The 20,410-nt window shown below is 61.9% G+C and carries 18 protein-coding genes; 10 read left to right on the forward strand and 8 right to left on the reverse strand.

Features of this window, described 5'->3' with window-relative positions; all coding sequences use genetic code 11:
* The first annotated feature begins 38 nt into the window (after nt 1-38).
* Nucleotides 39-533 carry a hypothetical protein gene (locus PHO31112_RS25460; RefSeq protein ID WP_150624303.1) on the forward strand — a complete coding sequence of 165 codons (495 nt, stop codon included), beginning with the start codon at nt 39-41 and terminating at the stop codon, nt 531-533.
* A 380-nt stretch (nt 534-913) separates the two neighbouring features.
* Here the strand turns inward: PHO31112_RS25460 and PHO31112_RS25465 are convergent, their stop codons facing one another.
* The 7 genes from PHO31112_RS25465 to PHO31112_RS25495 form a co-directional block, all read right to left on the reverse strand.
* Nucleotides 914-1,147 carry a formate dehydrogenase subunit delta gene (locus PHO31112_RS25465; protein WP_042115138.1) on the reverse strand — a complete coding sequence of 78 codons (234 nt, stop codon included), beginning with the start codon at nt 1,145-1,147 and terminating at the stop codon, nt 914-916.
* Between the two features lie 227 nt (nt 1,148-1,374).
* On the reverse strand, nt 1,375-4,239 hold the full coding sequence (gene fdhF / locus PHO31112_RS25470; protein ID WP_150624306.1) for a formate dehydrogenase subunit alpha: 2,865 nt from the start codon (nt 4,237-4,239) through the stop codon (nt 1,375-1,377).
* 13 nt (nt 4,240-4,252) lie between these two features.
* Nucleotides 4,253-5,851, reverse strand: a complete 1,599-nt coding sequence (locus PHO31112_RS25475) for a formate dehydrogenase beta subunit (RefSeq protein ID WP_150624308.1) — start codon at nt 5,849-5,851, stop codon at nt 4,253-4,255.
* The gene (locus tag PHO31112_RS25480; RefSeq protein WP_150624310.1) at nt 5,848-6,315 is read right to left on the reverse strand and encodes a formate dehydrogenase subunit gamma; all 468 of its coding nucleotides are present in this window, start codon (nt 6,313-6,315) and stop codon (nt 5,848-5,850) included. The genes PHO31112_RS25475 and PHO31112_RS25480 overlap by 4 nt, the downstream gene beginning before the upstream one ends.
* Nucleotides 6,316-6,897: 582 nt before the next feature.
* Nucleotides 6,898-7,611 (reverse strand): GntR family transcriptional regulator, encoded by a 714-nt coding sequence (locus PHO31112_RS25485; protein WP_039409675.1) that lies wholly within the window; start codon nt 7,609-7,611, stop codon nt 6,898-6,900.
* Nucleotides 7,612-7,640: 29 nt separating this feature from the next.
* On the reverse strand, nt 7,641-7,859 hold the full coding sequence (locus tag PHO31112_RS25490) for a hypothetical protein (RefSeq protein WP_150624312.1): 219 nt from the start codon (nt 7,857-7,859) through the stop codon (nt 7,641-7,643).
* 566 nt (nt 7,860-8,425) lie between these two features.
* Nucleotides 8,426-9,439 (reverse strand): 2-dehydropantoate 2-reductase, encoded by a 1,014-nt coding sequence (locus PHO31112_RS25495; protein WP_150624314.1) that lies wholly within the window; start codon nt 9,437-9,439, stop codon nt 8,426-8,428.
* A 740-nt stretch (nt 9,440-10,179) separates the two neighbouring features.
* Between PHO31112_RS25495 and oxlT the strand changes: the two genes are divergently transcribed.
* From oxlT to PHO31112_RS25525, 7 genes are all read left to right on the forward strand, one after another.
* The gene (oxlT, locus tag PHO31112_RS25500) at nt 10,180-11,526 is read left to right on the forward strand and encodes an oxalate/formate MFS antiporter (protein WP_150624332.1); all 1,347 of its coding nucleotides are present in this window, start codon (nt 10,180-10,182) and stop codon (nt 11,524-11,526) included.
* A gap of 191 nt (nt 11,527-11,717) precedes the next feature.
* The gene (gene oxc, locus PHO31112_RS25505) at nt 11,718-13,508 is read left to right on the forward strand and encodes an oxalyl-CoA decarboxylase (RefSeq protein ID WP_174995886.1); all 1,791 of its coding nucleotides are present in this window, start codon (nt 11,718-11,720) and stop codon (nt 13,506-13,508) included.
* 25 nt (nt 13,509-13,533) lie between these two features.
* On the forward strand, nt 13,534-14,784 hold the full coding sequence (gene frc, locus PHO31112_RS25510) for a formyl-CoA transferase (RefSeq protein ID WP_010806388.1): 1,251 nt from the start codon (nt 13,534-13,536) through the stop codon (nt 14,782-14,784).
* Between the two features lie 213 nt (nt 14,785-14,997).
* Complete coding sequence (locus tag PHO31112_RS25515) at nt 14,998-15,438, forward strand: PAS domain-containing protein (protein WP_150624316.1); 441 nt, start codon at nt 14,998-15,000, stop codon at nt 15,436-15,438.
* A 517-nt stretch (nt 15,439-15,955) separates the two neighbouring features.
* Nucleotides 15,956-16,087, forward strand: coding sequence for a hypothetical protein (locus PHO31112_RS27995; protein WP_281355121.1), 132 nt, complete (start codon nt 15,956-15,958; stop codon nt 16,085-16,087).
* A 12-nt stretch (nt 16,088-16,099) separates the two neighbouring features.
* Nucleotides 16,100-17,347, forward strand: coding sequence for a formyl-CoA transferase (gene frc, locus PHO31112_RS25520; RefSeq protein ID WP_150624318.1), 1,248 nt, complete (start codon nt 16,100-16,102; stop codon nt 17,345-17,347).
* Nucleotides 17,348-17,469: 122 nt separating this feature from the next.
* Entirely contained in the window at nt 17,470-18,243 is a 774-nt protein-coding gene (locus PHO31112_RS25525) for a fumarylacetoacetate hydrolase family protein (protein WP_150624320.1), read from the forward strand.
* Between the two features lie 62 nt (nt 18,244-18,305).
* Here PHO31112_RS25525 and PHO31112_RS25530 read toward each other — a convergent pair whose 3' ends face one another.
* Nucleotides 18,306-19,340, reverse strand: a complete 1,035-nt coding sequence (locus PHO31112_RS25530; RefSeq protein ID WP_150624322.1) for a LysR family transcriptional regulator — start codon at nt 19,338-19,340, stop codon at nt 18,306-18,308.
* Nucleotides 19,341-19,591: 251 nt separating this feature from the next.
* On the opposite strand from PHO31112_RS25530, the gene PHO31112_RS25535 reads away from it, so the two are divergent.
* Together PHO31112_RS25535 and PHO31112_RS25540 are read left to right on the forward strand one after the other, a co-directional pair.
* Nucleotides 19,592-19,966 carry an HAD family hydrolase gene (locus PHO31112_RS25535; RefSeq protein ID WP_150624324.1) on the forward strand — a complete coding sequence of 125 codons (375 nt, stop codon included), beginning with the start codon at nt 19,592-19,594 and terminating at the stop codon, nt 19,964-19,966.
* 42 nt (nt 19,967-20,008) lie between these two features.
* On the forward strand, nt 20,009-20,410 hold a 402-nt coding region (locus PHO31112_RS25540), incomplete at its 3' end, for a Rossmann-fold NAD(P)-binding domain-containing protein (protein ID WP_484555864.1).

Consider the following 20,410-nt stretch of genomic DNA (forward strand, 5'->3'; position numbering starts at 1 on the left):
TCCGTTTCTTTACCTTTCTGACGCTTACGAGGCGATAGATGACCGAACCGATCGATACCACACCGGCCAACGCTGCCCAGATCACCGCCGTGAAGGCATTGCGCGCGGCACTGCTCTCCCAGCACAAGGTGCTGATTGCCAATGACCGCCAGCAATACGAAGCCGTCTTCGGGCCGGTGCCGACGGGACGCTTCGTGCAATTGCTGACGGAAGATGCCTGGTTCCGCTGGCTGGATCCGCTCTCGCGTCTGATCGTCGCTCTCGACGAATGGCTCGAGCAGACGCCGCCGCTGGCCGAGGCGGGCATTGCGCTGGCCGATGAAGCCGCCAAGCTGTTCCGCAACGCCGACGCCGAGTTCGGAGAGCGTTACCGGCTGGCCTTGCAGCAGGCGCCCGACGCGGTGCTCGGCCAGAGTCAGGTCGTCGTGGCGCTGCGCGGCGTGCCCCAGTCACCGCCCGATGCGGCTGGGCAGGCCGACACGCCAATCAGGCAGAACCCCGATGGGTCGGCAAACAAGGGGAATGGTGCTTAAGCAGGGAGGGGGCAGACCGTCAAGCCGAATATTTGTTCCGGCGCTGATCGTTTTTTGGGCAATGATCTTGACAGCCCCTGTTCACGGGGCATTCGAGAAGGCGGGGGCAGGTTATCCAGTGGGTTATCCACAAAGGCTGTGGACAACTTTCGGCCTGGCAGTCCATAGCCGGTGATCTCCTTACCTGCGATGCCCGAATCTGTGCCCGAAGCAACGGCTCGCTCGTTTCGTCAGAGACAGCAAGCGATCGAGATGACTGGCACGCCCATTGTGCTGCCGGTGCAATGCAAGACACTCAATGCGAGCCGCCTCGTGGCCGGCGGCGCGGTACTCATCAAGCCAGGTGCGCGGGCAATGACTGCCTGCGCCCGTCGCGCCGCTTAGCCGCGCGGCCAGAGTTCGGCGCGATGGGCGGTGATGGCCGCCACGACAATCTCGCGCATGCCATGCCCATCGGTGGCTTCGAGATGCTCGAGAATCGTCATGCGCATGCGCGGGGCCCAGAAGCGTCGCAGGTGGCCTGCAATGTTCTCGAGCGCCTCGCTGCGGTCGGGCATCGTCTCGAAGAAGTCCCCGATCTGATTGGCCATCTTGACCAGGTTGTCGGTGTCCATGATCTGTTCTGTCCCCCTGAGTTCGTTCTCTGCCGTGTGATGCCGTGTGGTGTTCTGCGTAGCGTGGCCAATCTCGCGTCCGCCGCACCGTCTTCTGGCGTTAGACGGTGAAGCCCGCCGGAGCCCTCCGGCGCTGGACGCGGATTGTCTGTCACCGTGCCGCTTCGTCGATATCGCTGACCTCGCAGACATCCGGCAAAGCGGCGCGCGTTGCTTCCTTCGGCAACTTAGCCCGGACTCGCTTCCGTCGTGCTATGCGCGTGGCCGAGGAATGCTTCCTGCTGACGGTTGAAGTCCGAGTACTGACGCTGCCATTCCGACGGTTGCGCCACCGGTGTGACCTGCACTGCCGTCACCTTGTACTCGGGGCAATTCGTCGCCCAGTCGGAGTTGTCGGTGGTGATGACGTTTGCGCCCGACTCCGGGAAGTGGAACGTCGTGTACACCACGCCCGGCTGCATGCGCTCGCTCACCACGGCGCGCAATACCGTCTCGCCGGCACGACTCTGAATGCCGACCCAGTCGCCGTCCTTCACGCCGCGCTCTTCGGCATCGTGCGGATGGATTTCGAGGCGGTCTTCGTCGTGCCAATGCACGTTGTCCGTGCGCCGCGTCTGCGCGCCGACGTTGTATTGCGACAGAATCCGGCCGGTCGTGAGGATGAGCGGGAAGCGGCGCGTGACCTTTTCGTCGGTCGGCACGTATTGCGTGATGAGGAACTTGCCCTTACCGCGCACGAATTCGTCGATGTGCATGACGGGCGTGCCTTCCGGCGCCGCTTCGTTACACGGCCACTGCACGCTGCCCAAACGGTCGAGCTTCTCGTAGCTCACGCCCGTGAACGTCGGCGTGAGTCGGGCGATCTCGTCCATGATCTCCGACGGATGCGAGTAGTTCATCTCGTAGCCCAGACGCTTGGCGAGTTGGATCGTCACTTCCCAGTCGGCGTAACCGGCGCGCGGCGGCATGACCTGACGCACGCGTGAGATGCGGCGCTCTGCGTTGGTGAACGTGCCGTCCTTTTCGAGGAACGATGAGCCCGGCAGCAGCACGTGCGCATACTTCGCCGTTTCGTTCAGGAAGATGTCTTGCACGACGATGCACTCCATTTGTTCGAGCGCATGGGTTACGTGTTGCGTGTTGGGGTCGGACTGCACGATGTCCTCGCCCTGGCAATACAGCCCCATGAAGGTGCCGGCGAGCGCCGCATCGAACATGTTCGGGATGCGCAGACCCGGTTCGGATTGCAGCTCGACACCCCATTCGGCTTCGAACAGCGCACGGGCGCTCGAGTCCGACACGTGACGATAGCCCGGCAGTTCGTGCGGGAACGCACCCATGTCGCACGAGCCTTGCACGTTGTTCTGACCGCGCAGCGGGTTCACGCCCACGCCCTCGCGGCCGATGTTGCCGGTGGCCATGGCGAGGTTGGCGATGCCGATGACCGTCGTGGAACCTTGTGCATGCTCCGTCACACCGAGTCCGTAATAAATCGCCGCGTTGCCGCCCGTGGCGTACAGGCGCGCCGCACTGCGCACGAGATGCGCGGGCACACCGGTATGAGCCTCGGTGGCTTCGGGCGAGTTCTCGGCACGGGTGATGAAGTCACGCCATTGCTCGAACGCGCGATCCTCGCAGCGTTGTGCGATGAACGCGTCGGCCATCAGGCCCTCCGTCACGATGACGTGCGCGAGTGCGTTGATGATCGCCACGTTCGTGCCCGGACGCAGTTGCAGGTGATAGTCGGCCTTGACGTGCGGGCTCTTGACCAGATCGATGCGGCGCGGGTCGATCACGATCAGCTTGGCGCCTTCGCGCAGACGCCTCTTCATGCGCGAGCCGAACACCGGGTGACCATCGGTCGGGTTCGCGCCCATCACGAGGATCACATCCGACTGCTCGACAGACTTGAACGTCTGCGTGCCGGCCGATTCGCCGATGGTCGCCTTCAGGCCATAGCCGGTCGGCGAGTGGCACACCCGTGCGCAGGTGTCGACATTGTTGTTGCCGAACGCGGCGCGCACGAGCTTCTGGACCAGATAGTCTTCTTCGTTCGTGCAGCGCGACGACACCAGGCCGCCGATCGAGTCGCGCCCGTACTTGGCCTGAATGCGCTTGAACTCCGACGCGGCATAGTCGAGCGCCTCGTCCCACGACACTTCCTGCCACGGGTCGGTGATCTTCTTGCGAATTTTCGGCGTCAGGATACGGTCCTTGTGCGTGGCGTAGCCCCAGGCAAAGCGGCCCTTCACGCAGGCGTGACCTTCATTGGCCTGCCCGTCCTTGTGCGGCACCATGCGCACGACTTCGTTGCCCTTCATCTCCGCCTTGAACGAGCAACCCACGCCGCAATAGGCGCAAGTGGTGATCTTGGCGTGTTCGGCCTGCCCGAGATGGATGACCGATTTTTCCTGCAATGTCGCGGTCGGGCAAGCGGCCACGCAGGCACCGCACGACACGCACTCCGAATCCATGAACGGCTGATCCTGACCCGGCGAGACGCGGGCTTCGAAGCCGCGGCCCGAGATTGTCAGCGCGAACGTGCCTTGCGTTTCTTCGCAAGCGCGCACACAGCGGTTACAGACGATGCACTTCGAGGCGTCGTAGGTGAAGTATGGGTTCGATTCGTCTTTCTGAGTGTCGAAGTGATTGGCGCCATCGAAGCCATAGCGCACTTCGCGCAGGCCCGTGACGCCCGCCATGTCCTGCAACTCGCAGTCGCCGTTGGCCGCACAAGTCAGGCAGTCGAGGGGGTGATCGGAGATGTACAGCTCCATCACGCCCTTGCGCAGTTCTTGCAGCTTCGGCGATTGCGTGCGCACCTTCATGCCGGGCTCGACGGGCGTCGTGCACGACGCCGGGAAGCCGCGACGGCCTTCGATCTCGACGAGGCAGAGGCGGCAGGAACCGAACGGCTCGAGCGAGTCGGTGGCGCACAGCTTGGGTACGTTCACGCCGCCTTCGGAGGCGGCGCGCATGATCGAGGTGCCTGCGGGCACGGTGATCTGTTCGCCGTCGATCTCCAGCGTGACTTCCTTCGTCGATTCGCGGCGCGGGGTGCCGTAATCCTTGTCAAACATTGGGTCCATCATGGTGGGCACTCTCCTAGGCGGCCTTGGTCGGCAGATTCGACGGTTCGGCCGCGCCGAAGTCTTCGGGGAAATGATTCAACGCAGACAGCACGGGGTAGGGCGTCATGCCGCCCATGGCGCACAGCGAACCCGCGAGCATCGTGTCGCACAGGTCGCGTAGCAGCCTGATCTGCTTGGGACGGTCGCGGCCGTCGATGATCCGGTCCATCACTTCAACGCCACGCGTCGAGCCGATACGGCACGGCGTGCACTTGCCGCACGATTCGATGGCGCAGAACTCCATGGCATAGCGCGCGAGCCTGGCCAGATCGACGGTGTCGTCGTGTGCCACGATGCCGCCATGGCCGAGCACGGCCCAGAGGGCGGCGAACGCTTCATAGTCGAGCGGGGTATCCCATTGCGATTCGGGCAGATACGAACCGAGCGGACCGCCCACCTGTACCGCTCGCAGCGGCCGGCCGGTGATGGCGCCGCCACCGTAGTCGTACAGGATTTCACGCAGCGTCACACCGAACGCCTTCTCGACGAGACCGCCGTATTTGATGTTGCCGGCGAGCTGGATGGGCAACGTGCCGCGCGAGCGTCCCATGCCGAAGTGCTTGTAGAACTCCGCGCCGCGATCCATGATGATCGGCACCGAGGCGAGCGAAATCACGTTGTTGATGACCGTCGGCAGGCCGAACAGACCTTCGATGGCGGGCAGCGGTGGCTTGGCGCGCACTACGCCGCGCTTGCCTTCCAGGCTTTCGAGCAATGCGGTCTCTTCACCGCAGACATATGCTCCTGCCGCCTTGCGCACTTCGAGATGGAACGTGTGCTCCGAGCCCAGAATGTTCTCGCCGAGGTAGCCTGCCTTGTTGGCGTTGACGATGGCCTCGCCCAGCACGTCGATGGAATGCGGATACTCGCTGCGCACGTAGATGTAGCCGCGCGTGGCGCCCACGGCGATACCGGCGATCGTCATGCCTTCCACGAGGACCAACGGATCGCCTTCCATCAACATGCGGTCGGCGAACGTGCCGGAATCGCCTTCGTCGGCGTTACATACGATGTACTTCTGTGCGGCCGGCGTGTTCAACACCGTCTTCCACTTGATGCCCGTCGGGAACGCCGCGCCGCCGCGACCGCGCAAGCCGGACTCGGTCACTTGCTCGACGATGGCCGCGCCGTCCAGCGCGAGCGCGTTGCGCAGACCGCGATAGCCGTCGTGAGCCACGTAATCGTCAACCGAAACGGGATCGGTGATGCCTACGCGGGCGAACGTCAGACGTTCCTGCTTCTCGAAATACGGGATCTCTTCGGTCAGGCCAAGGGCGAGCGGATGATCTCCGCCGGCCGTGACGTTGGCGTCGAACAGGCCGGGCACGTCGTCGACATCGACCGGCCCGTAGGCGACGCGCCCGGCAGGCGTGACGACTTCAAGCAGCGGTTCGAGCCAGAGCATGCCGCGCGTGCCGTTGCGCACCAGCTCGATATCGAGGCCGCGCTGTGCGGCTTGCGCCGTAATGGCTTCGGCAACTTCGTCGGCGCCGAGTGCGAGGGCGGCAGAGTCGCGCGGCAGATAAAACCGAACCTTGCCGGGCGTTTTGGCAGGAGTGGAGGCTTGGCTCATGCGGCATCCTTGGCGCGGGCGACCAGACGGTCGAATTTCTCGGGGGTGACGCGCGCGTGCAGCTTGTCGTCGATTGTGATGGCGGGTGACGTCGCGCATTGGCCAAGGCAGTACACCGGCTCGAGCGAGACATCGCCGCAGTGGCTGTGCATGGCGCAGCCCAGCACCCGTTCCGCATGCGCCACGAGTGCGTCGGCGCCCATGCTCTGACACGCCTCGGCACGGCAGATCTGCACGACGTGACGCGTCGGCGGGCTGGTGCGGAAGTGGTGATAGAACGTGATCACGCCGTGCACTTCGGCGCGAGAGAGATTGAGAGCGTTGGCGATGACAGGCACGGCATCCGGGGGTACGTAGCCGAAAGCTTCCTGAACGTCATGGAGGATCGGCAGAAGGGGGCCTTCCTGAGCCGCATGAACGTCCAGAATCGCTTGCACCGTCGCGATGGAAAAAGCCTCGCGCATGGCTGTTGTCTCCTGTTTGGCACACCGTGGGGAACGGTGCGCCTGAGGGTATGGGTTATCTGTTCTTGTCCTGCCCCGGGGCGAGAGGCCCAATGGTCACATCCGGCGACGCTGCTCGCGTCTAGCGATCAGCGCGGCACCGGAAGAGCGTGCGGCACATAGCCCCCACCATATGCCGCACGGGCTCGGCCTCTCGCCCGTTGCTTACTTCCGTCAACCTTCGTCAACGCTTTAGTACCGCGACTCGAAAACCACACACCGCGCTTCGATTCGCCCGCTGCGCGGCGGCGCTTCGTCACACGGTCCTTGGTCGCTTGGCAGGCCGCCGACGGTGTAGCGAAGCATCAGTATGTGAAACACGATATATGATATACGGTATACGTGCAATAGATTGAAGCCCGGTTTGGCAGGCTCGTTTACCCGAATTGGGGGAAGGGCGGAGACTGAAGGTGCCACACCGTATGCGTGGAGGACGGGAGATGCGCCGGATGGACGGGCAAAGAAAAAGCCAGCGACATTCGCATGTCACTGGCTTTTTCCGGCAGCGTCCGTTGTTGCCGGATCAGATGCAGCGGCTGACCTTTACTCGAGGAAGTCGCAGTGTTCCTCCACGAAGGCGGCCAGGCCCAGCGTGTGGTCGCGTGCGAGTTTCTCGGCGAGTTCGGTGTCGCGCTTCTCGAGTGCTGTGATGATCTTCAGATGATCGACAATCGAGCGGGCGGCCCGATCGTTCTGAGCAATCGTCACCTTGCGAATGGCGCGCACGTGAATGAACAGGTTCTTGATCGTATTGGCAATGGCTTGCGAGCCGCCAAGATTGATCAAGGCCTGATGGAAGTCGATGTTCGCGTCCGAATACTCTTCAATATGATCGGTCGGCGGTGCATTGACGAACTCGTCGAACAAGTGACGCAGCTTGGCGATTTCTTCATCGCTCGCATGCAGCGTGGCCAACCGCGCGGACATCCCTTCGAGGGCGGCCCACATCTGGATCATTTCAACGATTTCACGCTTGGTCTTGCGAATGATGAAAATGCCCCGGCGCGGCACCGTACGCAGGAAACCTTCCTGTTCCAGCAGGGTCATGGCTTCGCGAATCGGGGTGCGCGAAACGCCGAGCACCTGGATAAGCTGACGCTCGTCCAGGCGAATTTCTTCCTTCTGGTTATAGATATCGGCGTCGGCGATGGCTTTTTTCAGCAGCGCATACGCCTGATTGCGAAAACTCGTGGTGGTGTCGATCGGCTCCAGCGCGAGCGGAGTCACGCGCGCCGGAGTTGGGGTGATCAGGGACATGCAATAGTCTCCTAGGTATTACGGCCCCTTCAGAGGCGCAATGCTTGCTGCCCCACGATGGTTGCCGGCTTTGTGACGAGTTTACCCGATTCATTTGCCTGCGTGGTTTCCGCCAGATATGCGAAACGACCGTTCTGTTCGGACTTTTCGAGCATCGAGGCCGGCAGGGCGACGAAGAGGTGAACCATCGCAACACCGGCGGCAAGTGCGGAAGCAAGGGCAAGCAAAGTAAGCGCAGCGACTAACATGGTGACACTCCTGATAAACGGTAATGTGGGGGAGAACTTGCTTTGCATTGTATGTCGCGCCGCAACAAGTCTCAAGATATACCACATACCGAATATCAAAATTTATCGTTTTTCGGGACGCTCTTTATGTCACCCTGCCTGTTCGTCGCTCGAATTTGTCTCTTTTTCCGATAGTGTTCATTGGGTCGATGATGGCGGTGCACCTCCTGGGATGTCCGTCGGGCTTGCATTAGTGCGGATTTCGGGACACGGGTGGCGTGCTCGATTTTCGAGGGAAGCAGTCATGCTTCCTGAGTGTGGCAAATAAACGTTATTGCGTTGCCGCGAAACCACATCCGGTGTGGCCTACCTCAGCCGGATAAGTCGAGGGTCTCCGGCAAAAAATCGGCCGCGACCGGAGAACCGGCGGCGGCACGTTTGAGCGACTGCGGGGGCAGGGTGGCAGCGCGATCCGTTCAATCGGCCACGCTGACCATTTTCCGTTCTCTCTATATAGATACCGCCGAATCTGGCGAGGCGCGGTCGCGTGCCCCGCGCCACACCGTCTCAAAGCAACGGCGTTCGGCTCAGGCCGCTTTGGCCAATCGTTCCTGCGCGGCGGCGACCGCATCGGGCTGCGTCATGAACTCGCGCTGTTGAATGAGGGCGAGCACCACATCGAGCGTTGGCGTCGACACGCCAGCGAGGCGTCCCATCTCCTGGACGACGGAGACGAGTGGATCGATTTCCATTGCGCGGCCGCGTTCGAGATCCTGGAGCATCGACGTCTTGTGTGCGCCGACAGCGCCCGCACCATTGATGCGACGCTCGACATCAACGCGAAAGTGCACACCGAACTTGTCGCCGATCGCCTTGGCTTCGAGCATCATGGCGCGCGCGATGGCACGCGTGCCCGGATCGCTTGCAATGATGTCGAGTGTGCCGTGCGTAAGTGCCGAAATCGGGTTGAAGCAGAGATTGCCCCAGAGCTTGAGCCAGATTTCATCGCGGATGTTCTCGCGGATCGGGGCGTCGAGTCCGCCGGCGATCATCAATTGCGAGAGCTTCTCCACGCGATCGGTGCGCTCGCCGCTGGCTTCGCCCAGCGGAAACTTATTCCCATAGACATGCTGGATCACGCCCGGTGCAACCACTTCCGTGGCCGGGTAGACAACGCAGCCAATGGCGCGCTCCGGTCCGAGCTGACGCCACTGGCGACCGCCCGGGTCGATGCTCTCCAGCGTCGTGCCCTCGAGCGCGCCGCCGTGCTTATAGAAGTACCAGTAGGGGATGCCGTTTACGGCTGTGACGACGGCCGTGTCCGGGCCGATCAAAGGCTGCATCGCGTCGAGTACCGCAGGGACCGAGTGTGCTTTCAGGGCGACGATCACGTAATCCTGCGGACCGAGCTCGCGCGGGTCGTCCGTGCAGCGCAACTGGGCGACGCGTTCCTCGCCATCGATCAGCAGTTTAAGTCCGTGCTCGCGCATGGCGCTCAGGTGCGGGCCACGCGCCACCAGACTGACATCGGCTCCGGCGCGCGCGAGTTGCACGCCGAGATAGCCACCGATGGCGCCAGCGCCATAGATGCAAATCTTCATGAAGTCTCTCCCTCCAAAGGTGAATCGAAACCTGGGCCTGGTACTGGTCGTTTATTTTTCTAATACCAAATTCTGTATATCGTATATCACAAGGAGGGCAGCGCCAAGCATTCTGGGCGCGACGAGTGTCATGGTTTCCCCGCAGATGCGCGAGAAATAGCGGTCCCGATGTGTGAGCTTGACCGGCATGAAGGGCGTTGCCGAAATCGCTTCAAGCGTCTGAGGAGTGAATTATTACGGTGTATTACAGCGATGTCGAGGGATTGAAAAATCCAGGTTATTGTGAAAAAAACTAACAAAAATATCGTTTTGTGCTGGTTTTGAAAAATAGCAAGTAGCCCGATATAAAAAGGCTGTGCGCCTTATCTGGCAGGCTTCGTGGATCAGGTTAACTCCTTAGTGTTTTCGCATTGCGTTGTTGCGCCGCTCCGTCCTACAGTGGCGTTACTGTATCTAGCCGCCACTTAGGACAGTGCCTCGCGTGCCGTAGTTGTTTTCGCTGCAATGGACGAAAACGACTTCGGCACGCGAGGAGGAAAGCGAGGACAGCAATAAATTAGTGTTGACTTATATCTGATATATCGTATATTTCGTTCGGTATATTTGCGGGGAAAAGCAATGGCCCCCGTACGCATCAGAGACAAGTCGACGAGGCGAAGACCTCGTAAAGCATACCCAGGGGGCACAGATCCCATCCGGAAGGTGTTGTTGTTGTGAAGCTGCCAAACAACTGGAAACCGATGGAGGAGGTACAAGTGGAGACGATAAATCAACACGGTAAGCAATCCGTGTTCGCGAGCCCTTGGGTTCAGCTCGTGTTCGGCGTGATTTGCATGGCGATGATCGCCAATCTGCAGTACGGGTGGACGCTGTTCGTCAACCCGATCGATGAGAAGTATCACTGGGGCCGTACGGCCATTCAGGTCGCTTTCACGATTTTCGTCGTGACTGAGACTTGGCTGGTGCCGATCGAAGGGTATCTGGTCGACAAGTTCGGCCCGCGCCCGGTGGTGGTCGGGGGTGGTCTGTTGTGCGGTATTGCGTGGGTGTTGAATGCCTATGCATCCTCGCTGCCGATGTTGTATTTCGCAGCGGCGGTGGGCGGCGTGGGCGCCGGTGCGGTGTATGGCACCTGCGTGGGTAACGCGCTGAAGTGGTTCCCGGATCGTCGCGGTCTTGCCGCGGGCATTACCGCTGCCGGTTTCGGCGCCGGTTCGGCACTGACCGTGGTACCGATCGCCAACATGATCAAGTCCAGCGGCTACGAGAACACCTTCCTGACCTTCGGGCTGGGGCAGGGGATCATCGTGCTGGTGCTGGGTCTGGCGCTCGCCAGTCCGCCTGCATCGATCGAAGTACTCAAGAAGCTGGCCCCGGGCGCCATGCGCTACAACGCCAAGCCGACGGAAGTCATGCGCTCCCCGGTGTTCTGGCTGATGTATCTGATGTTCGTGCTGATGGCCGCCGGCGGTCTGATGGCAACGGCACAGCTCGGTCCGATCGCCAAGGACTACGGTCTGGATCAGGCACCTGTCTCGCTTCTTGGTCTCACACTGCCCGCACTCACCTTCGCACTGGCCATCGACCGTGTGCTCAACGGGGTGACGCGTCCGGTGTTCGGCTGGATATCGGACAAGATCGGTCGCGAAAACACGATGTTCATCGCCTTCGCGATGGAAGCCGTGGGGATCTACGCGCTGGCGAAGTATGGCCAGCACCCGGTGGCCTTCGTGCTCCTGACCGGCCTGGTGTTCTTCGCCTGGGGTGAGATCTACAGCTTGTTCCCGGCGACCTGCGCCGACACGTATGGCTCGAAGTATGCCGCTACCAACGCGGGGATGTTGTACACCGCGAAGGGGACCGCCGCTTTGCTGGTGCCCTTCTCGAGTGTCATCACCTCGATGACCGGTAGCTGGCAGGCCGTGTTCATGGTCGCCTGCGCCATGAATGCCTTCGCTGCCTTCCTTGCCTTGTTCGTCCTCAAGCCGATGCGTGCCCGTCTGGCACAGCGTTACGCCAGTGACTTCAAGGAGCAATCCAGTGAGCCGGTCGTGAAAGCTGCGGATCTGAGCCGCAGCACCACGTAACGCGCACTGACTAAGCGAAGACGCAGACTGGCTGGCTTGATTAGCGAAATGTTTGACCGGCGTGCAATCCGTGCCCTCGCGGGTCGGGTTGCACGACCGGATGAGCAAGCAGAGAAGCAGTACAGGAATACCCACTAATCGTCAGACAAGACGACGCAACACTGAAACCGGAAAATTTGGAGGAGAGAATTATGTCCATTGCGATGACCGTGCCAGTCGGCAAGGCGGAAAACGACACCGCGGGCGACACGCTCAAAGACACCAGCCGACACGCGAACATCGGGTCCGAGGCAGAAACGACGGATGGTTTTCATCTGGTCATCGATGCCCTGAAAGCGAACGACATCGACACCATCTTCGGTCTGGTGGGGATTCCCATCACCGATCTGGCTCGCCTCGCGCAAGCCGAAGGCATGCGTTTCATCGGCTTCCGCCATGAACAGCATGCCGGCCACGCGGCCGCTATCGCCGGCTTCATGACGCAAAAGCCCGGCATCTGCCTGACCGTCTCCGCGCCTGGTTTCCTGAATGGCCTGACGGCACTCGCCAACGCGACCACCAATTGCTTCCCGATGATCCTGATCAGCGGTTCGAGCGAGCGTGAGATCGTCGATCTGCAGCAGGGCGACTACGAAGAAATGGACCAACTCAATGCGGCCAAGCCGTATTGCAAGGCGGCTTACCGTGTGTTGCACGCCGAAGATATCGGCGTTGGCCTGGCTCGCGCGATCCGCGCGGCCGTGTCCGGCCGTCCGGGCGGCGTCTATCTGGATCTGCCGGCCAAGCTGCTGGCGCAGACCATCGACGCCCAAAAGGCGAAGGACTCGCTGATTCGCGTGATCGACGCCGCACCACGTCAGATCCCCGCACCGGATGCCGTCCAGCGCGCGCTCGACGTCATCAAGGGCGCCAAGCGTCCGCTGATTCTGCTGGGCAAGGGCGCGGCCTACGCGCAGGCCGACGCCGACATTCGCGCCCTCATCGAGAAGACCGGCATTCCGTATCTGCCGATGTCGATGGCCAAGGGGCTGCTGCCCGACACGCATGAGCAATCGGCATCGGCTGCGCGCTCGTTCGTGTTGCAAGAGGCCGATGTCGTCGTGCTGATCGGTGCGCGCCTGAACTGGCTGCTCGCCCACGGCAAGGGAAAAACGTGGGGCTCGGCGCCGAAGAAGTTCGTGCAGATCGATATCTCGCCGACGGAAATCGACAGCAACGTCGCGATTGCCGCGCCGGTCATCGGCGACATCGGTTCGTGTGTGTCGGCACTGCTCGCCGGCGTTGACAGCAAGTTCGGCAAGCCGTCCGCCGAGTGGACGGGCGCTATTGCAGAGCGCAAGAGCAAGAACCTGGCCAAGATGGCGGCAACGCTTGCCCAGAACCCATCGCCGATGAACTTCCACAGCGCACTCGGCGCGATTCGCGACGTGCTCAAGCAGCATCCGGACATCAACCTCGTCAACGAAGGCGCGAACACGCTCGACTACGCGCGAGCCATCATCGACCAGTACCAGCCGCGCAAGCGTTTCGACTCGGGTACCTGGGGCGTGATGGGCATCGGCATGGGCTTCGCCATCGGCGCTGCCGTGACGAGCGGCCAACCGGTTGTCGCCATCGAAGGTGACAGCGCGTTCGGCTTCAGTGGCATGGAACTCGAAACCATCTGCCGTTACGAGCTGCCGGTGACCACCATCATCTTCAACAACAACGGCGTGTACCGCGGCACCGACGTCAATCCGACGGGCGGCAAGGACGTGGCGCCGACCGTGTTCGTGAAGGGCGCGCGCTACGACAAGATGATCGAAGCCTTCGGTGGCGTTGGTTACAACGTCACCACGCCGGAAGAACTAACGAAGGCGCTGAAGGAAGCCATCGCGGCGGGCAAGCCGGCCCTCATCAATGCCGTCATCGACGAAGCCGCGGGCACCGAAAGCGGCCGTCTGACGAACCTGAATCCGCAAAGCGCGGCGATGAAAAAGTAATCCGAGTCAATCAAGGAGACACGACATGAGCAAACCCCTCGAAGGTATCAAGATCATCGACTTCACGCACGTGCAAGCCGGCCCCGCCTGCACGCAGTTGCTGGCCTGGTTCGGTGCGGACGTCATCAAGGTGGAGCGCCCCGGATCGGGCGACGTCACGCGCAGCCAACTGCGCGACATTCCCGACGCCGATGCCTTGTACTTCACGATGCTCAACAGCAACAAGCGCTCGTTGACGCTGGATACGAAGACACCGGAAGGCAAGGAAGTGCTCGAGAAGCTGGTGAAGGAGTCGGACGTGCTCGTCGAGAACTTCGCACCGGGCGCCCTCGATCGCATGGGCTTCACGTGGGAGCGTCTGAACGAACTGAACCCGAAGCTGATCGTCGCATCGGTCAAGGGCTTCTCGGACGGCCACCACTACGATGACCTGAAGGTCTACGAGAACGTGGCGCAGTGCGCCGGCGGTGCCGCCTCGACGACCGGTTTCTGGGACGGCCCCCCGACGGTGTCGGCTGCCGCACTCGGCGACAGCAACACCGGTATGCACCTGGCCATCGGCATTCTGACGGCACTCATCGGCCGCGGCCAGACGGGCCGTGGTCAGAAGGTGGCCGTCTCGATGCAGGATTCGGTCATCAACCTGTGCCGCGTGAAGCTGCGTGACCAACAGCGTCTGGACCGTGTCGGTTACCTCGAAGAGTATCCGCAGTACCCGCATGGCGAATTCAGCGATGTGGTGCCGCGCGGCGGCAACGCAGGCGGTGGCGGCCAGCCGGGCTGGGTGCTCAAGTGCAAGGGCTGGGAGACGGACCCGAACGCGTACATCTACTTCACGATTCAGGGTCACGCCTGGGAGCCGATCTGCCGCGCGCTGGGCAAGCCGGAATGGATCAGCGATCCGAACTACGCCACGGCGCAAGCCCGTCAACCGCACATCTTCGACATTTTCGCGACCATCGAAGCCTGGCTGGCCGACAAGACGAAGTACGAAGCGGTGGACATCCTGCGCAAGTTCGACATTCCGTGCGCTCCGGTGCTGTCGATGAAGGAAATCGCGAACGACCCGTCGCTGCGCGCCTCGGGCACGATCGTGGAAGTGCCGCACAAGGAACGTGGTACGTACCTGACCGTTGGCAGCCCGATCAAGTTCTCGGGCCTGAAGCCGGAAATCACGGGCTCGCCGCTGCTGGGGGAACACACCGACGAGATCCTGTCCGAGCTGGGTTACAGCAAGGACCAGATCGCGAACCTGCATACGTCGCGTTCGGTGTAAATTCCGCTCGCAGACGGTGCGCCGCATGCGCCAAAGCCGCCCTCGGGCGGTGGCGGTGCCTGCGCGCACGCGAAGGTGTTCATGGGTGCGGCTCCGCTCGGAGCGGGCACCCATTTCTATTTTCGGGACGGTGCTGCCTTCTAATTGATGTAATTTATCGGCATGTTTGGCAGCCATGCCAGACGCATTCCCCACAAGAGCATTGGAGACATCATGAGTGCATCCGTCGACGTCAGTCAGTTGGTACAGGTGGTAGGCGACGCCATCGTCGTGGCCGACCCGCAGAACATCATCACGCTCTGGAATTCCGGCGCGCAGAAGATGTTCGGCTTCTCGGCCGCCGAGGCGGTCGGGCAGCCGCTGGACATCATCATTCCCGAGCGGCTGCGCGCGCGTCACAACGAAGGCTATGCCAAGACAATGGAGACGGGCCAGACCAAGTACGGCAGCGACCTGTTGAAAGTGCCCGCTGCGCACAAGGACGGGCGTGCCATGTCGATTGCGTTCACGGTAGCGCTGCTGCATGGTGCCGGCGGCGAAGTGACCGGCATCGTCGCCGTGATTCGCGACGAGACGGCGCGCTTCCAGGAGGATCGGCAGTTGCGCAAGCGCGTGGCGGAGCTGGAGGCGAAGTTGGCGGCAACGGCAGGCTGATCGCCCGGGCGCGCCCGGCAGCGACCTGGCGTCACCCGGAAATCAATGAAGCACCGATTTGCGCCCCCCACGGGGAGGTGAGCGAATCGGTGCTTTTTTGTTTCTCGGATGGCGGGAGCGCGTTGGTTATGTCTCTACGAGTATTTTGTATTCAATATATTTAAAGGTGCTCTGATAAATACGCCTCGTTGGCGGTCGAATTGGGGGCCGCGACACATGCCTGTAAACCCGTAGGCAGAGCGTTTCACGCATGCTATGCTGCACTGCATTTCCCCTTTATTCATGCGGGTTTTGACCATTTTTAATGCCTCCGTATCGAGAGACAGTCAAAGGGATAGGCAACAAAAAGCCGTTGATAAAATATCGTGTATGAAATACTGTATATCACAATAATCGATCAACGACAGGTGGGGCGCCCGAAGCGGCGACGGCCTTCGTGAGATGCCGCGAGGCCCGCGTACCGATTCGTTTCGCATACCAATTACATAAACGCCGTCGCATCAGGAGGAGACAAACCATGTTCACCGTCGCCAGCTTCCGGCGCGAAGCCAGCCCCACGTGTGGCGCACACGCACAGCAGACACCGGCGTGTGCCGCGAGCCAATTTTCGGTGTATGTCCCGGGCGCAAGTGCCCAGGCTGCCTGCTGAGCGGAGACGACCATGGGCAAGGCACTCGAAGGTGTGCGCATTCTCGACTTCACGCACGTGCAGTCCGGTCCGACCTGCACGCAGTTGCTGGCTTGGTTCGGCGCTGACGTCATCAAGATCGAACGCGCCGGGCATGGCGACGTCACGCGCGATCAACTGCGTGACATTCCCGACGCGGACAGCCTCTACTTCACGATGCTCAACAGCAACAAGCGTTCGATCACGCTCGATACCAAGCACCCCGAAGGCAAGGCGGTGCTCGAGCGCATGATCCGCGACTGCGACGTGCTCGTGGAGAACTTCGCGCCCGGTGCGCTCGATCGCATGGGCTTCACGTGGGAGCACATCCACGCGCTGAACCCGCGCATGATCGTGGCGTCGGTCAAGGGCTTCGGCCCCGGTCCGTATCAGGACTGCAAGGTCTACGAAAACGTGGCGCAGTGCGTGGGCGGTGCGGCGTCGACGACCGGCTTCGACGATGGCCCGCCGATGGTGACGGGGGCGCAGATCGGCGACTCCGGCACGGGCTTGCACCTGGCGCTGGGCATCGTCACGGCGCTGTATCAGCGCACGATGACCGGGCAGGGGCAGCGCGTGCTGACGGCGATGCAGGACGGTGTGCTGAACCTGTGCCGCGTGAAGCTGCGCGATCAGCAGCGTCTGGAGCGCGCGCGAGTGATGGAAGAGTATCCGCAGTTCCCGAACGGCCAGTTCGGCGATGCGGTGCCGCGTGCCGGTAATGCCTCGGGCGGTGGCCAGCCGGGTTGGATTCTCAAGTGCCAGGGCTGGGAGACAGACCCGAACGCGTACATCTACTTCATCACGCAGGCGCCCGTGTGGGGTTCGATCTGCAAGGTGATCGGCAAGCCCGAATGGGTCGAGCATCCGGAGTACGCCACACCCCGTGCGCGTCTGCCGCGTCTGCGCGAGATCTTCGACACGATCGAGCAATGGACCATGACGAAGACGAAGTTCGACGTCATGGCCATCCTCAACGAGTACGACATTCCGTGCGGCCCGATCCTCTCGATGAAGGAAATCGCAGAAGACATGTCGCTGCGCGAGACCGGGACCATCGTCGAAGTCGATCACCCGAAGCGCGGCAAGTACCTCACCGTCGGCAACCCGATCAAGCTCTCGGACAGTCCCACGCATGTGGAGCGCTCACCGTTGCTCGGCGAGCACACGGACGACGTGCTCTCCGAATTCGGCTTCAGCGCGCAACAGATCGCTGCCTTGCGCGAAGTCGGCGCGGTGTAAGCGTCGCCGTACGGGCGCAAGTGTCTGCACGAGGCAGATGTTGAACGACTCAAGACATCGAGCCCGGCGCTTGCGCGGCGAACCCTGCCGTGCAGCCGGGCCGTTACAGGAATGGCAAACGCATGAAGCTCTGGACCCGTTTCAAGACCGCACATGGCCGCATCGGCTTCGGCCTGCTGCAGGGCGATCACGTTCTCGAACATCGCGGCAGTCTTTTCGATCAGCCGATTGCCACGGGCGCGACGATTGCCCGCGACGCCGTGGATCTGCTGTGCCCCTGCGAGCCCTCGAAAATCGTGGCGCTGTGGAACAACTTTCACGCGCTCGGCGCGAAGCTCGGCAAGGCCGCGCCGTCGCATCCGCTCTTCCTCATCAAACCTGCGACGTCGCTGTCCGGACCCGACGCGGTGATTCGTCGTCCGGCGTCGTATGCCGGCAAGATCGTTTTCGAGGGCGAGCTGGGCGTGGTGATCGGCAAGCGCGCGAGCAACGTGACCGAGGAAGCCGCCCGCGATTACATCCTCGGCTACACGTTGGTCAACGACGTCACCGCCGCTGAAATCATCGAGCAGGACGGCAACTTCGCACAGTGGACACGGGCCAAGGGCTTCGACACGTTCGGCTGTATCGGTCCGGTCATTGCACAGGATTTCGACTGGCGCGAGGCGGAACTGGTCACGCGGCTCGACGGCACGGAACGTCAGCGCTATGCGCTCGCCGACATGATCTTCAACCCGTGGCAACTCGTCGCGCGCCTCTCACAGGACATGACCCTGCTGCCGGGCGACGTGATCGCGGTGGGCACGTCGCTTGGCGTCGGCTCGATGAAAGAGGGCGCGCTGGTGGAAGTGAGCATCGACGGACTAGGGACGTTGGCCAATCGTATGGGCGGCTGACGAAGCAACCGATTTCACGGTGGTCGGCCGGGGTGGCAATGGCCTGAGTCGATCGCCCTTTTTCATTTGGCCGATTCGGCAGATTCGGCAGGCCCCGGATCTGCCCGGCGCGGGGCGGCCCGATCGGCACTGCGGGCAGCGTAGCTTTTTCCTCTGCCCTCGGGCGGTGGCACGGGGCGCTTGTACGCCATCATGCCGTCGATGAGTTCGGCGCCTTCGGCCAGCAGAAATTCCCGGAAGGCTTGCGCAACCGGTGGCAGCCGCTTGCTGCGACGATGCACGACGTACCAGTTTTGCCACGCCGGAAAGCCCTGCACGTCGAGCACCGTCAACTGGCCGGTCTGCAGTTCCATGCCGACGGTATGCGCCGACAGGAAGCTAATGCCCATGCCTGCCACGACCGCTTGCTTGATGGTTTCCGTGCTGGCGATTTCCATCGTGATCTTCAGTTGCTGGGTGCGATGACCGAACGCGTCTTGCAGGGAATTCCAGGTGTCGGACCCGCGCTCGCGACTGATGAAGGGTTCTTGCGCGAGTCGAGAAAACGGAATCTGGCGTTCACCGGCGAGCGGATGATCGGGGGGCGCCACGATGACATAGGGGTGGGGCGCGAAGGCTTCGTTGATCGTGTCGATCTCGTGGGGCGGACGCACCATCACGGCCAGATCCGTGAGGTTTTCGGTGAGCTGGTGCAACAGTTCCTCGCGGTTGTGCACCGTAAGACCCAGCGTTACGCCGGGATATCGCACGGTAAACGCGGCGAGCAGCCGGGGGAAGAAATAGTCGCCCGCGCTGATGACGGCAACGTTGAGCTTTCCGCCCGTAATGCCCTTGAGGTGATCCATCGCCTCTTCGGTTTCGCGAAAGAGCGCAATGATCGCGCGGCTGTAGTGAAGCATTTCGCTGCCCGCCGGGGTCAGGAAGATTTTCTTGCCCAGTTGTTCGAAGAGCGGGAGTCCGGCGTGTGTCTCAAGTTGTTTGACCTGTGTCGAGACGGCCGGTTGCGTGAGGTGCAATTCTTCGGCGGCGCGCGAAAAGCTCAGATGGCGCGCGACGGCTTCGAAGACCTTCAACTGACGGAGCGTGGCGTGTTTCATGCGGCAGGCTTCCAGAGTTCGGGGCGTGCGGCGGAACGGTTTCCGCTCGCGAAGTGCGATTGAGGAAGTATAAGTAATCGTTGATGGTTTGCATAATTAACTTTAACTGTCTTTTATGGGTTGGGCTGCGTAATCTGCAATGGCAGCCCGCATGAAAGTGATGTGACAGCAAAGCGTCGGTGACATGTCGCGTCAGGCGAGAGCGGGTTCGCGTGTTCTGGAGACGATCACTGTTTTGGGAGAGCGCCATCATGTCTGTCATCGAAACGCATATCAAACCCGCCGCCCTGGCACCGGTTGCCAACGCCCATCTGCATGCGTTCAACAACGCATTCGTCGAGTTGGGGCTGGACTGGTATTGGTGTCCCCACACGTACACCCGTTTGTTGCATACGACCGGGAATCAAGATTTGCCGCTGGCGTACCTCGAAGGCGCTTCGGCGCAGGCGTTGCGCATGGCCGAACTGGTGCTGATCGGGGCCTATCTCGACGGACACCAGCCGCATCTGCTGCGCGCCTACGAGCCGGAATTCCTGTGCGACCTGATTCATTGCACGAAGGTGCGTTGCTTCGAAGCGGCCAATGACGGGCGTTCGATGCAGCCCGCGCGAGCCACAGTGGCCTGAGTTTCACAACACGACAGGGGCTCAGACCCCGAGACAATAACTATGCATATTGGCATTCCAAAGGAGACGGCCGGCGGCGAATCCCGCGTCGCGGCCACACCGGAAACGGTGAAGAAGCTGGTGAGCGCAGGGCATCGCGTCACCGTGGAGCGTGGCGCCGGCGAGGCCGCGAGCGTACCCGATGCGGCGTATGTCGCAGCGGGCGCGTCGAGCGGCAGTGCGGCCGAGACCCTTGGCGCCGAGCTGGTGCTCAAGGTCCGCGCGCCGTCGGTTGCGGAAGTCGCCCAGATCCCGCGCGGCAGCGTGGTCGTCGGCATGCTCAACCCTTTCGACGCCGAGAATAACGCCCGCATGGCGGCGGCCGGCGTCGTCGGCTTCGCTTTGGAAGCCGCGCCGCGGACCACGCGTGCGCAAAGCATGGACGTACTGTCCTCGCAAGCCAAC

It is taken from the genome of Pandoraea horticolens (assembly GCF_902459555.1).
In the GTDB taxonomy this organism is placed as follows: domain Bacteria; phylum Pseudomonadota; class Gammaproteobacteria; order Burkholderiales; family Burkholderiaceae; genus Pandoraea; species Pandoraea horticolens.